The following is a 14109-nucleotide window of genomic DNA, read 5'->3' as shown; positions in this document are numbered from 1 at the left end:
CATAATGATGGCGCCGGCAACAGGCTCCCCGGTTTTTATGTTTCGAACATAACCGGCCATGGCCACGGAGCCGCTTCCCGGGTTGTTATTGCGGATACCGATCTCAAACAATTTATTTTCTATCGAAGCATCTGTTCGTACTTTTTTTCTATCGCCATAAACAGGTATTGCGCCCGGCAGGCTGTCGGTGGTTTTATTGGAGAAGAAACCGGCGGGTAAATTTGTTTTTATGATGGCGCCCTTTGTTAAAAATACATGTGCCTGTTTTTCTGGTATGGCAAAATGATATTCAGAATTGGCAAATACAAGTTCAAGTACTTTTTGCAGCGATACGTTTGAAACGGATATACTCACCCGCAGGCTGTCGAATTGCGTAGCATCATAGTAGAAATGATAACCTGTTTGCGCTTCCAGTTCGGTAACCAGGGTATCGATGGGCACATTTTTCAATTCAAGGCTTACCCGTTTCACGCCCGGTTGGGCGCTGGCTGTAATACCGGCAGTTAAAAAAATAAGGTTAAGTAAAATAAGCAGTTGCAGGTTTCTCATGTTACTTGTTTAACGAATCATAATAAACGACAGCCTTTACGATCGCATTTTCAGCGCCCTTGCGGTATTTGATCCGGTTCTTGCGCAGGTATTGTTTTACTTCTTTCGATCTGTCTTGAAGCATAGCCAGTAAACCTTTGTAGTTTTTCACCTGGTGATAAACGCCTTCTTTTTCAATGAAGAACATATCGAGTGGTAAAAACTCACGTTCCAGTTCATCCTTTACTCTTTCATCGATGAATTTTCCTCTTTTTACCAGTACATTCAGGCGGCCCTTATATACTTCGTCGTAAAAACCGGTGAGCAGGGAAGAACGGGAATGGCTGTCGGCTGTGAGCCTGATGAAGTGGTGGTTGAACAGGCTGAACTCTTTTACTTTTTCAGATACCAGCCCAATTTTGGTAAAGCCGTTGTAATGCAGAACGATCACCTGGTCTTTCACCAGGTCGTATAGCATGCGTACATTGGTAAATTCCAGTTCGTCATAAACAAGGCTTCCGGTTTCCAGCTCATTTTGCTTATAATAGGCATGCCCTATTATTTTAAATAGATAACCGTTATGCTCATTGCCATTGTACAACCGCGATTGTTTTCCAATAAACGGGTTGTAAACATCGCCCGCCTTCGCTATCACAGGCGTACTGGCTGGGGTGTTTACATTGTCCTGCGCTTTTCCGGGTATGAAAACGGCGGCAAAACATATAACGAGAACAGCGTGTTGTAGCATTATGCAGTTATCGGTTTTGGTTGTTGATCAAATAAATTGTTGTGATGACAAGAAAATATAGGGTTGTGTTGCAGAAAGCCTGAATATTCCGGCTAACGTCCATTCTGTACACACTCAGATTCCGGCAAAAATAGTTGCCTGGTTCACATTATTTCCCTGATAAGCGCCTGTGGTTTTACGAACTTACAAGTTAACCAATGTCATGTATGTAAGTGATGGTTTTATGAAAAATTAATTTCGCTGCCTGTTTTTTCGCACTCATATTATTCTTTTTTAGGAAGTAACATGCATAAACCAACGATGAATTTCGGTTGTTATGAAACGTGAAAGGTGAAACGGTAAATTTTGGAAAGTTGGAACCCGCTTTTAAACGGCAAAAACAGGCAAACCGGAACTGGTTTTGAATTGGCGACATATAACGGCAAAACCCAACTGCATCGGGGCGGCTGTGAAAGGCGGCCATTTTGAGGATTCGTCTTTGATATTCGCAGATCCGTTTTTACGGGGTTTCGGGGGCTAACCGCCAGAGAAACCGGCGCTGCCGGGTTGGAAATCAGCTTGAAATTTCGTGAGCTTTTCACGATTCACGTTGCCGATTCAAGATTCACGATTCACGACATTTTATTAATCAATTGATTATTAGTGAGATAATTTTTGAAAAATATCTAATATTTTACCCGGTTGCTCCAAACCACCCGTAAAGCAAGTAAATTTGCGCGCCGCACTGGCGCGGCCCAATCAAAGGAGAAGATTCATGAACAATTTCTTACAGCAGTTGGCTAAGGACCTGGAAGGTGAATTGTATTTCGATAAAACCATGCGGGTTTTATATGCCACCGATGCTTCGGCTTATCGCGAAATGCCCCTGGCTGTAGCAATTCCACGCAACGTGGATGATATCAAGAAACTGATAATTTTCGCCCATAAACATAAAACATCGTTGATTCCCCGAACGGCGGGAACTTCCCTGGCCGGTCAGGTAGTTGGCAACGGTATCATTGTTGACGTTTCGAAAAACTTTAACCAGATCCTGGAGCTGAATGCTGCCGAAAAATGGGTACGCGTTCAACCCGGCGTTATCCGCGATGAGTTGAATATGTTCCTGAAACCGCACGGATTGTATTTTGGTCCGGAAACCTCCACCGCCAACAGGGCGATGATCGGCGGTATGGTGGGCAATAATTCCTGCGGTTCCAATTCGGTTGTATACCGCAGCACCCGCGAACACCTGCTTGAGGTAAAAGCGATCCTGAGCGATGGTTCCGAAACGGTATTCTCGGCCCTGAGCATCGATGATTTTCATAAAAAGTGCGAAGGTGAAACACTGGAGGCCGGAATTTATAAAACTGTGCGCAGCCTGTTGAGCGATTACAACAACCAGGTTGAGATCAGGAAAGAATTCCCGAAAGCCAGCATCGAGCGCCGGAATACCGGTTATGCTGTAGATGTAATGCTTGAAATGGCCCCGTTCACCGCCGGCGGCCCCGAATTCAATTTCTGCAGCCTTATAGCTGGCTCGGAAGGCACCCTGGCATTTCTAACCGAAATAAAACTGAACGTTGTACCGCTGCCGCCAAAGGAAAGCGGTTTGTTGTGCGTTCATTTCAACTCTATTGACGAATCGCTGCGCGCCAACCTGGTTGCGTTGAAATACGGTCCCAGCGCAAGTGAGCTCATCGATCATTACATTCTCGAGTGCACAAAAGACAATATCGAACAACGTAAGAACCGCTTTTTTGTACAGGGCGATCCCGGCGCCATTCTCGTTGTGGAGTTTTCGAAAAATACCCGCGAAGAGATCGTTGAGATCGCAAAAAAAGTTGAAGCCGACATGCGTGCGGCCGGTTTAGGGTACCATTTCCCGTTATTGTTTGGCGACGATACCAAAAAGATCTGGACGCTGCGCAAAGCTGGTTTGGGTTTGCTGGGTAACCTGCCCGGCGATGAAAAAGCCGTTCCGGTTATTGAAGATACCGCGGTAGATGTAAACGACCTGCCCGCTTATATCCGTGATTTTAATGAGATCCTGAAAAAGTATGACCTGTATTCGGTGCATTATGCACATGCCGGCTCGGGCGAAATTCATTTACGGCCGATCATAAATTTAAAAACCGAAGAAGGGAACAAATTGTTCCGCACCATCGCGGAAGAGATTGCCACCCTTGTTAAAAAATATTCCGGTTCATTAAGCGGTGAACATGGCGATGGCCGCTTGCGCGGCGAGTTCATTCCGCAAATGGTAGGGGAGAAGAACTACCAGCTGCTGAAACAGATCAAATACACCTGGGACCCGCAGAATATTTTCAATCCCAACAAGATCGTGGATACACCATCGATGAACAGCTTTTTGCGGTATACACCCGGGCAAAAAACGCCTCCGTTTAAAACGGTGTTCCGTTATCATAACCAGGATGTATTGCAACATGCCGAACAATGTAACGGTTCGGGCGATTGCCGTAAAACGCATTTATCGGGCGGAACCATGTGCCCCTCCTTCATGGCTACCCGCAATGAAAAGGACACTACACGCGCAAGGGCCAACATCCTGCGTGAAATGCTTACCCGCTCAGATAAGGCCAACCGCTTCGATCATGAAGAGATCTACGAAGTGATGGACCTGTGTTTAAGCTGTAAGGGCTGTAAATCGGAATGTCCTTCGAATGTGGATGTGGCGAAGCTGAAAGCGGAGTTCCTGCAGCATTATTATGATGCGAATGGCGTGCCTTTCCGTGCAAAACTCATTGCCGGTTTCTCCGCCTCGGCCAAACTGGGCGCCATAGCGCCGGGCCTGTACAACTTTGCCGTAACCAATCCGGTCATTGGCAAACTGATAAAGAAGTTTTCGGGTTTTGCGGTAAACCGCTCCATGCCCACCATGTACAAAACCACTTTGCAAAGCTGGTATAACAAACACACCAGGAGCACAAAAGGTAATAAGGGCGCCCGCAGGGTTTACCTGTTCAACGATGAGTTTACCAATTATAACGATACTGAAATAGGAATTAAAGCCATTCAGTTGCTCGGGAAACTGGGTTATGAAGTGGTAATTCCAAAACATATTGAAAGCGGAAGAACCTGGTTGTCGAAGGGTTTGCTGCGTAAGGCAAAAGAGATCGTAAATAAAAATATTGCATTATTACATCCCCTTATTAATGAAGAAACGCCGCTCATTGGCATCGAGCCGTCGGCCATTCTTACATTCCGCGATGAATACATTGACCTGGCCACCGACGAACAGCTGGAAGCGGCCCGCCAATTGAGCAAACATGTATTTACTTTCGAAGAGTTCATTGCCCGCGAAATAGAGAAAGGCGCAATCCGCAAAGAACAGTTTACCACTGAAAAGAAGGTGATACAACTGCATGGCCACTGTCAGCAAAAAGCATTGTCATCCACCACGCATTCGGTAAAAATAATGACGCTGCCGGTTAATTATTCCGTACAAACCATTCCTTCAGGTTGTTGCGGTATGGCCGGTTCGTTTGGTTTTGAAAAAGAGCATTATGATCTGTCGATGAAGATCGGGGAACTGGTTTTGTTCCCAACGGTGCGTAAGCAACCGGAAGATGTGATCATTGCCGCTGCCGGCACCAGCTGCCGTCACCAGGTGAAAGATGGAACCGGGAAACATGCCCTGCACCCGGTTGAGATCCTGTACAATGCGCTGGTTTAAGCCCTGAGCCTGTGGTAGCCATGTCGAAAGATCAAAACATAAATAATTAATATACCCCGTTCAGGCCGCCGCCTGAAGGGGTTTTTGTTTTAGAGGGCTACGGTTTACATACCTTATTTACTTTTTCCGCGTTTGAGATAAAACCCGTATCATGAAAACCATCGTAAGACGTGCCACACAATCAACTGCTTTTGTTTCCCTCTTTTACTATTTTTTAGCCAAAGGAAAGCTGGCTACGCTAACAGAATCGCCTGCTGAGGGACAATAATTTTTTCCGGGGTCGGAAATAGGTTTTCCCTCCTTATCAACCCGTTAATCCCGTAAACTTTTCAACTTCACCAGCCGTTTGTGGTGCCAATCGGTCGTTTGTCTAAGATTCCCCTGTATTTTCTTGATTATAAGGTAATTTAGGTATAGAATTCCGGGGGTATGAATTACAATAAAAGCAATGTAAGGTTCAGTGTACTGTTTTGGCTGTTTTACTTCCTGTACGAATGGATAGGGCAGGCCTCCATTGCAGACGAATACCGCCGTTATTTCATCAATGCCCTGGTTATTGTTCCCCTCGCAGGGTTGGCTACCTGGTATACCACCCAGGTACTGATAAAAAAATACCTGCTCAAAAAAAGACAAACCGCTTTTCGTGTGGGGTTTGTCATAAGCGTGATCGTATTCACCCTCATTCGCCGGGCATTTAATTATTACTATACCTATCCTACTTATTATCCGAATGGTACTTATATGCCATTCCTGTTTGTTCCCAAGGTTATTATAGAGGCGGTTAATTTATACCTTATTGTGGCCCTGTATACCATGTTTTACTTTTTGCGCGCCTGGTACGAACAGCAGCGCCTGGCGCAGGAGCTCCAGCGCGATAAAGCGGTGGCCCAGCTTGAACTGCTGAAGAGCCAGGTACAACCGCATTTTATTTTCAACACGCTGAATAATATCTATTCTCTGTCGCTAAAGAACCATCCCGGTACCTCGGACCTTATTTACCGCCTGTCGTCCCTGCTGAGTTATATGTTGTACGATAGCCGCCAGGAGTTCATTCCGGTGAGCAAGGAAATGGAATATATTCACAACTATATTGAACTGGAAAAGATACGGTATGGCGAACGGCTCGATGTAGCCGTTAACTGTTTCGATGCGGTTGATAAATTCACCATACCGCCCCTGTTGATATTGCCACTGGTGGAGAATAGTTTTAAACACGGTGTAAGCAACGATGTGGGCAATAGCTGGATCAGGGTTGATATATCTGTAAAAGACGACTGGCTTACCGTAAAGATCGAGAACAGCCGGGTAGCCGACCAGGTGAACGGACATTCGGTGTATAAGGGCATAGGTATGGAAAATGTGAAAAAGCGGCTCGAGATCATTTATCCCGACCGGCACGAATTCAAATGCATGGGTGAAGGGCAGTCGTTCCTGACAATACTCAAACTTAAAAAATAGCTGATGTGAAAATACAATGCCTGATTGTTGATGACGAACCTCCTGCACGGGAATTGCTGGCATCCTATATTGAAAAAATGGATGATCTCGAGATCACCGGTCAGTGCGGCAATGCACTGGAGGCGTTTGCCTTCATTCAAAAATACCCGGTACATATCCTGTTCCTCGATATTCAAATGCCCCGCATGAATGGCCTTGAATTGATAAAATCATTGCAGGAACGGCCGCGCATTATTCTTACAACGGCGTATCGCGAATTTGCAGTGGAAGGTTTTGAACTCGATGTGCTCGATTACCTGGTAAAGCCGGTAACGTTTGAACGTTTTCTTAAATCCATTTCAAAGTATCATCAGTACAATGTACTAAAACAACCGGCTGTGGTCGATACAAAAGAAGAGGCGTTCGAGAAAGCCTATATGTATTTCAAGGTGAATAAGGAACTGGTGAAAATATTTCTGAATGAGATCATTTATATTGAAAGCATTAAGGATTATGTAAAGATCATAACGCCCGCCAAAAGTGTTATTACCTACCAGCGCATTGGCTACATGGAAGAAAAGCTGCCCGAAAAGAAATTTGTGCGCATTCATAAATCGTATATCGTATCGGTTGACAAGATAGTGAGCTACAATAATGAAGAAGTGAATGTGCAGTCGTTTTCGTTACCGATAGGGAGGAATTATAAACAGCAGTTTTTAAGAGTGCTTAGTACATAAATTGAAGAGCTAGTAGTAAATAGCAAGTGGCGGGTAGGGATACATAAATTGTAATTCCTACTCGCCATTTACCACTCGTTACTCGCGTTCTACTCACATAATTTAATCAAATCAGTACCATACGTACTAAACTGGATCAACCGCACTTTATTCGCCTTATTGAAATGAAGTATCAATGTACCGTAATTTGTTTGATAGGCGTCCCAGCTGGCATCTTTCATTTTGGGGTTGCCCAAAGTTTTGAACAGGGTGCCACGGGGCGACCCCATTAAAGCGGGGCTAAGTTTTCCTTTAAAGCCTTCCGAAATTTCAACATAATCGCGGCTGGTATAAAACGTAATGCCTTTGTCTTTATAATAAACGGCTTCACCACATTTGGCGCTGTCATTGGTAACACTACTGAAACATGGCCATTTGCTCTTGATCATACCTGCGATAACATTGGCTTTTAAACCATTTACTTTTCCATCGAGGAGATCTACTTCAAATCCCGGACAGGCTACTGATGCCTTTAACTGGGCCATGGAGGCGGTTGCGAGGCAGAGGAATACAAAAAACAGACTGATCTTTTTCATAATATTGATTTTTAAGGGGCCCATCTGTATGGGTCAGGGCGATGCGCATACATATGCAAAATCAATGCTAGAAATGCCCTTATATCCAAAATAACATGCGTAATCGATTTATTTTACTTAAATTAGGCTACTGTTAATTACTCCTGCCCAAACATGTCTTGTGCGATAAGCTACGATCCGGCAGTTACCTTCTGTAAAATTGCCTTGCCTGGTTAATCTGTATCGATTTTCACAGTCCATCCCCTCCCTTTCAGTATTAGAATAAATAATACGGCACTGGTATTAATTAAACCTAATATAATAACAACTGCTATGAGAAAATACGTGCAAAAAGCCCATGCGCTCACAGTACTGCTATTTTTATACTGCTCGATGGTAACGTTTTCACAGGTAACCACGGCAACCCTTAGTGGAATTGTAAGAGATCCCAAAGGAACGCCCTTACCGGCGGCTACAGTAGTTATTGAATGGGCCGATGCCGGCTTCAAACAAACATTGCCAACAAAAGGCGACGGCCGGTTCACCGTTCCTAATCTCAGGGTAGGCGGCCCATATACGGTAACCGTAACTTTTATAAATTTTCAAACCTCCGTTACGGAAAATGTTTTCCTTGAATTGGGCCAGAATAATTCACTGGAAGTACAGATGAAAGAAAAAGCCGGCGAATTAAAAGAGGTGACCATCACCAGCAGGTCGGCGGCTTTTGATAACAAGAAAACCGGTGCTTCCATGAATATCAACAGCCGGCTGATACGTTCATTACCTACTATTTCCCGCTCGGCAGATGATTACCTGCGGTTAACGCCTTCTGCCTCGTTCACCTATAACGGCCTTTCGTTTGCCGGCCGTAACGGGCAATACAATAACTTCTCACTTGACGGGGCGGTATTCAATAATCCATTCGGCCTTGATGCACCAACGCCTGGCGGACAAACAGGCGCTCAGCCCATATCGCTCGATGCCATCGATCAGATTCAGGTGAATATTGCGCCTTACGATGTAACGCAGGCCGGGTTTACCGGGGCAGGCATCAATACCGTAACGAAATCGGGAAATAACAAGATATCCGGAACAGTGTATGGCTTTTACCGCAATCAGTCGCTCACCGGTAAGAAAATCGAAAAAAATAAACTGGTACTGCCCGATCTGAAACAACTGCAGGCTGGTTTTTCGCTGGGCGGGCCCGTTATAAAGAACAAACTGTTTTATTTTGTGAATTTTGAAACAGAGCAACGGAGCGACCAGGCTTCTTCTTATGTAGCGCAGAACGGCAGCAATGCTGGTAAAACCAATACCAGCCGCGTGTTGGAGTCAGACCTGCAACAGGTAAGTGCAATTTTAAGATCGAAGTTCAATTATGAAACCGGCCCGTATCAGCAGTATACACTCGATCAAAAGAATTATAAATGGCTGATAAAAGCCGACTGGAACATCAATGCCAATCACAGGTTGTCGTTCACCTACAATGGCCTCGATGCCCATAAGGATAAACCGGCGCATCCCAGCGCCATCGGCCGCCGTGGGCCCGATTTTACAACACTTCAGTTCCAGAACAGCGGGTACGAGATCGTAAATAAACTGCAATCGTTCGGCGCGGAGTTAAAATCAACTTTCGGGGCCGATTATGCCAATAAGTTGAGAGTGGTGTACACTACTTTCCGCGATAAGCGTAACCCGTTCTCCACACCATTCCCGGTCATCAATATTACTAAGAACGGTGTACGGTATATAATCGCCGGGCATGAACCATTTTCAATCAACAACCGCCTGAATCAGGATGCCTTCCAGATAACCAATAACTTCAACATGTTCTTTAAAAAGCATACGGTTACGGCAGGGGCCTCTTTTGAATCGTTCAAGTTTGCCAACTCCTTTAACCTCACCGGTTATGGTGCAACGCTGTTTTCAGAAGCAGACATAAAGACATTCATAGATAGTGTGCCCGCCAGTGGCAGTTATGTTTTTGGGGCGTACCCGCTCGATGTTGACGTAGCGTATGCCCGTAACCGCGGCATGGCCAATCAGTGGACCTGGTACTATTTAACAGTAGGGCAGTTGTCTGCTTACCTGCAGGATGAATGGCAGGCAACAGATAAGTTCAGGGTAACATATGGACTGCGAATGGACGTTCCGTTTTATTTCAACGCCAGTTATCGCAACCCGGTTATGAACGCCGATGGCACGTTTGGTAATGCATTTGATGAAGGCGAGCCCACGTTTCCCAATAATGACAACCTGACCTTGTTCGATGAAGATGGTAACCCGCTTACCAATGGTGCCGGTAAAGACGTTGACAATACCCGGCTGCCGGCAAAAAAGCTCCTGCTTTCACCACGGGTTGGCTTCAACTGGGATATAAAAGGCGATAAGAGCGTTCAGTTGCGCGGTGGTACGGGTTTATTCACCGGGCGTTTCCCGTTTGTATGGTTGGGAAATCATATCGGCAACCCATACAGCTTTTTCTATAATGTTACCGACCGTGATTTTAAATGGCCGCAGGTATGGCGTTCAAACCTCGGCGCAGATTACAAGATACCATTCGGTACCATCTTTACTGTAGATGTAGCTTATACAAAAGATATAAACGGAATGATGGTGCGTAACTATAAACTGGGTACGCCCAGCGGTACATTGAATTCAGGAACGGGTGATACGCGCAGGATCTATCTTGCAGGCGACCAGGGGTCGGCCAACACCTATGCGTTTACCAATACCAGTGTAGGGTATCAGTTCAATACCACGTTTCAGGCGCAGCAGTTTTTTGCCGGAGGATTTTATGCTATGGTAGGTTATAATTATTTGATCGCCAAAGATGCCAGCTCTATTTCTGCAGAAATATCAAGCGATGCGTTCGACCGTAATCCCATCCTGAACAATGCCAATGCGGCGGTTTTGTCGCGTTCCCTGTATGGCAATACCCATCGTATTGTAGCTGCTTTTACAAAGAAGTTCAGCTATGATGAACATTTTGCCACAACGGTTTCTTTGTTTGGTTCCTGGAATTCGGGTAACCGGTTTGCCTACGTATATGGCGGCGATATAAATAATGACGGAACCGGAACGAACGATCTGTTGTACGTGCCTACCGATGCCGAGATCAATACCATGCAGTTTGCGCCGTTGATAGATGTGAATGGAAATGTTCAGAACGCGGCTGCACAACGGCAGGGTTTGCGGAACTTTATTGCCAACGATAAATACCTGAGCAAACGCCGTGGAGAATTTACTGAAAAATATGCCGGTGAAAATCCATGGGTAAGCCAGGTTGATCTTCGTATTCTGCAGGATTTTATTTTTCCGGTGGGTAAACGAACCAACACGGTACAATTAAGCCTCGATTTTGTGAACCTCGGTAATTTGCTGAACAGTAACTGGGGTGTGGTAAAATATGCAACTACATCGGGTTATTTACAACCGTTAAGTGTGAGTTATAACAACAACAACCCGGTATATCAGTTCGACCCATCCCTTACCTCTACCTTCATTGCCAGTCCCGACCTGCAATCACGCTGGCAGATGCAGATTGGGTTACGGTATATATTTTAAAGGGGATTTTTTTAAAATGGAACATCGGGAATATAGGGTTCAGTTTATGGTTTGTGGTTTGTTGTTTATGGTTGTTTAAATTCAGGGGTCTCCGATTATTGGGTTGCCTGCTGCAGTCGAAGAACCACAAACCACAAACTACAAACGGCTATTCATGTATTCTTTTTCTAACCCAAATTAACCAGGTCACTCCTGCCAATGCAAAGAGAGCTATGAGTGATACCGGAATATGATCTACCAAATTGGTAGCGGATGTCAGTAGCTGCATTCCCAATGCAAGTAACGAAAGGCCGAGGCCGGCACCGATAAAATATGAGGTAGTGCAAATGCCCGCCGCCACGCCTTGCTGGTTTGCGGGAATATCGCGGATAGCGAGTGATGTTAAACTTGGATAACAAACCGACATGCCGCTGCCCGTAACGCAGGCAATGGAACATAAGATCAGAGGCAGACTATGATCGAATAAGATTGCGGTCATTAATAACAAAGCGCCTGCCAGCATCAGGCACATGCCAAGGATACCTGTTTGCATCACCGATAGTTTTTTGAAAAGCGCCGGAACAACATACCGCGATACCAAAAACGAACCAATGCTGAAAGGGAAAAGAAGCAATCCGGCATGGGCGGCGCTGAATTGCATATTCTGTTGCAAAACCAGCGACAGCAGAAACAGGTAGCTTAAAAAGAAAGCTCCGAGTAATATGGTGATTATGTTACCGGTAATAGTGCCGGTACTTCTGAACAAAGAGAGGTCTATCAACGGTTGAGAGCGCGTCCGTTCACGGCGTTTAAAAATTGCCCAGGCTGCCATGATAACCGCTGTGCAGGAAAGCAACAGCCAGTATTTTTTTGAGAAGTCGGGCAGGTAATGCACAACATACGAGATCAGTACAATGATCAACGTAAGCAAAATGCTTGAAATGATGTCGGGAAATTGCTGTTTTTTATCAACTACATCTTTGTCGATATAGTGATAAGCCAAGGTCAAAGCTGCGGTGATCACGGGAACATTAATAAAAAAGATCCATTGCCAGCCCAGGTAAGTAGCCACAATACCACCCAGAGCCAGACCGCAACCTGAACCAATGGCCGCAAATGAACTAAAGATGCTTATCGACCGGTTTCTTTCTGCCGGTTCTGTAAATGTGTTTGTAATGATTGACAGGGCGGAAGGCATTACCATAGCGGCAGCCAGTCCCTGCAATGCCCTGAAAACGGTAAGCGAAATAAAATTGCCCGAAAGGCCGGCCCCCAGCGAGGTGAGCAGGAAAAGCCCGGCGCCGGTCATGAATATATTTTTCCGGCCAAGGGTATCGGAAAGTTTACCGCCTATTACCAGAAAGCCGCCGTAAAAAAGAACATAAACTGTTTGCACCCATTGAATGGTTTCAGCGTTTAAACGAAACTGCTGTTGCATTAAGGGTATGGCAAGATTGAGGACGGCAATGTCGAGCGCCTCGAAAAATATAGCTGTTGAAGCTACTATCAGTATGATTTGTTTTCTACGCATCCTGCCCTCAATTGTTCTGCACAAAACTAAAAATATGTTTACTTGTACGTTTATTTATTTAAAGTTTGGAACAAAATGGTAATTTGGTAGCATTTTACAGAACAAACACATAGTTCAGCATGCGTATTAAAACCAAAACAGAACAACCGGCTACCGCTCCTGTTTCACTCGATGAAAAAGACTATGCAATTCTGCGTTTGCTGCAACAAAACGCCCGGCTTACCGTGCGGGAAATTGCTGCCAGTATTCACCTTAGCGCTACTCCTGTTCATGAACGCATAAAGCGAATGGAAGCCAGCGGCGTTATTAAACAATACGCCACCCTGCTCGATCACCGGAAAGTGCAAAAGGGCATCATGGTCATATGTTATATTTCATTGAAGGAGCATAACCGCAAGATCGCTAAGGTATTTATCGATGCGGTGACCGGTTTTACCGAAGTGCTGGAATGTTATAATATCTCCGGTGAGTTTGATTTTATGCTGAAGGTCGTTTCGGAAAATATGGAATCTTACCATGATTTCTATCTGCATAAATTAAGCATGATAAAAGGCATCAGCCATACCCAGAGCATTTTTGTAATGGGCATACTGAAAGATACCCACCAGTTATTATAGTAGCGGGTGGTAAATTGGCGAAAAGCGAGTGGGAAAAATGCCCGACATGAAAGTAGCGGGTTTTTAAACAGCAGTGCCACTACGCACTAACCGCGAACCGGAAAAAGTTAGTAACGGTTATGGTAAAATTATTTCTTACGTTTTTGAAAAGAATATCTTTTCAAAGCACTAATTTGCCTTCAGTAAAACTTCACTGTACTTACGTTAAAAGTCTTCAGTAAAGATCGCCGGCGGCTTATACAATATTTAACCAGAAAGCATCAGGAAATGTAATTCACTAGTTACGCTGTGACTAAATCACAGCGCAGATACCATTTTATTAAATACTTAAACTTTATCTATGCGCAATGTTTACCTCGCACTTAAAAGAAGTGTAGTATTTTTTTTGTTATTAGCTTGTGTAACGGCTTTTGTTACACCGGTCGATAATTTCTTTTACCCGAAGGCGGATGCCGCTGAAACGCCGCTGGTTCGTACCGATACCACGACCATCCCCGATACAACCGCGCCGGTAATATTGAACTTCTGGCCAAAGAGCGGTCAAAAAGGAACAGCGGTGGATATCCTCGGTAAGAATATTCACAACGCAACTGCAGTTCGTTTTGGCGGTGTACTGGCCGATAGCATCATGTTCTTGAATGATACTACGATCCGGGCTATTGTCGATACCGGTGCAACCGGCAATGTTTCTGTGCAAACGCCATACGGCACTGCATCGAAACCCGGCTTCACATTTAT

9 protein-coding genes and 1 pseudogene are annotated in these 14109 nt (G+C 45.0%); 6 read left to right on the top strand and 4 right to left on the bottom strand.

The genetic code is table 11. From position 1 onward, the window contains the following. Nucleotides 1-549, bottom strand: a pseudogene (locus A4R26_RS29550) (TonB-dependent receptor); the annotation flags it as partial. Nucleotide 550: 1 nt separating this feature from the next. Then, nucleotides 551-1276: a hypothetical protein gene (locus tag A4R26_RS29545; RefSeq protein WP_081170132.1), complete on the bottom strand. Its 726-nt coding sequence runs from the start codon at nucleotides 1274-1276 to the stop codon at nucleotides 551-553. 754 nt (nucleotides 1277-2030) lie between these two features. On the opposite strand from A4R26_RS29545, the gene A4R26_RS29535 reads away from it, so the two are divergent. The 3 genes from A4R26_RS29535 (at nucleotide 2031) to A4R26_RS29525 (ending at nucleotide 7123) form a co-directional block, all read left to right on the top strand. After that, nucleotides 2031-4949 (top strand): FAD-binding and (Fe-S)-binding domain-containing protein, encoded by a 2919-nt coding sequence (locus tag A4R26_RS29535; protein WP_081170130.1) that lies wholly within the window; start codon nucleotides 2031-2033, stop codon nucleotides 4947-4949. 429 nt (nucleotides 4950-5378) lie between these two features. Next, nucleotides 5379-6407, top strand: a complete 1029-nt coding sequence (locus tag A4R26_RS29530; protein ID WP_081170129.1) for a sensor histidine kinase — start codon at nucleotides 5379-5381, stop codon at nucleotides 6405-6407. Nucleotides 6408-6412: 5 nt separating this feature from the next. Further along, nucleotides 6413-7123 carry a LytR/AlgR family response regulator transcription factor gene (locus tag A4R26_RS29525; RefSeq protein ID WP_081170128.1) on the top strand — a complete coding sequence of 237 codons (711 nt, stop codon included), beginning with the start codon at nucleotides 6413-6415 and terminating at the stop codon, nucleotides 7121-7123. An 89-nt stretch (nucleotides 7124-7212) separates the two neighbouring features. Here the strand turns inward: A4R26_RS29525 and A4R26_RS29520 are convergent, their stop codons facing one another. Then, nucleotides 7213-7698, bottom strand: coding sequence for a hypothetical protein (locus tag A4R26_RS29520; protein WP_081170127.1), 486 nt, complete (start codon nucleotides 7696-7698; stop codon nucleotides 7213-7215). Between the two features lie 312 nt (nucleotides 7699-8010). On the opposite strand from A4R26_RS29520, the gene A4R26_RS29515 reads away from it, so the two are divergent. Next, nucleotides 8011-11244: a TonB-dependent receptor gene (locus A4R26_RS29515; protein WP_081170126.1), complete on the top strand. Its 3234-nt coding sequence runs from the start codon at nucleotides 8011-8013 to the stop codon at nucleotides 11242-11244. 148 nt (nucleotides 11245-11392) lie between these two features. Here the strand turns inward: A4R26_RS29515 and A4R26_RS29510 are convergent, their stop codons facing one another. Next, a complete protein-coding gene (locus A4R26_RS29510; protein WP_081170125.1) occupies nucleotides 11393-12754 on the bottom strand; it encodes an MFS transporter in 1362 nt (453 codons plus the stop codon). A gap of 119 nt (nucleotides 12755-12873) precedes the next feature. Between A4R26_RS29510 and A4R26_RS29505 the strand changes: the two genes are divergently transcribed. Together A4R26_RS29505 and A4R26_RS29500 are read left to right on the top strand one after the other, a co-directional pair. Next, nucleotides 12874-13371: an Lrp/AsnC family transcriptional regulator gene (locus A4R26_RS29505; protein WP_081170124.1), complete on the top strand. Its 498-nt coding sequence runs from the start codon at nucleotides 12874-12876 to the stop codon at nucleotides 13369-13371. 340 nt (nucleotides 13372-13711) lie between these two features. Continuing rightward, the coding region (locus tag A4R26_RS29500; protein ID WP_207625850.1) for an IPT/TIG domain-containing protein at nucleotides 13712-14109 on the top strand (398 nt) is incomplete at its 3' end.

The sequence above is a fragment of the Niastella populi genome (genome assembly GCF_002078015.1).
Classification (GTDB): domain Bacteria; phylum Bacteroidota; class Bacteroidia; order Chitinophagales; family Chitinophagaceae; genus Niastella; species Niastella populi.
The sequence above is the reverse complement of the archived record's forward strand: the minus strand, read 5'-3'. Positions and strand labels throughout refer to the sequence as shown.

Coding starts and splice junctions, on each gene's coding strand:
- A4R26_RS29545 (WP_081170132.1), bottom strand. CDS start 1,276: ATGCTACAACACGCTGTTCTCGTTATATGTTTTGCCGCCGTTTTCATA.
- A4R26_RS29535 (WP_081170130.1), top strand. CDS start 2,031: ATGAACAATTTCTTACAGCAGTTGGCTAAGGACCTGGAAGGTGAATTG.
- A4R26_RS29530 (WP_081170129.1), top strand. CDS start 5,379: ATGAATTACAATAAAAGCAATGTAAGGTTCAGTGTACTGTTTTGGCTG.
- A4R26_RS29520 (WP_081170127.1), bottom strand. CDS start 7,698: ATGAAAAAGATCAGTCTGTTTTTTGTATTCCTCTGCCTCGCAACCGCC.
- A4R26_RS29515 (WP_081170126.1), top strand. CDS start 8,011: ATGAGAAAATACGTGCAAAAAGCCCATGCGCTCACAGTACTGCTATTT.
- A4R26_RS29510 (WP_081170125.1), bottom strand. CDS start 12,754: ATGCGTAGAAAACAAATCATACTGATAGTAGCTTCAACAGCTATATTT.
- A4R26_RS29505 (WP_081170124.1), top strand. CDS start 12,874: ATGCGTATTAAAACCAAAACAGAACAACCGGCTACCGCTCCTGTTTCA.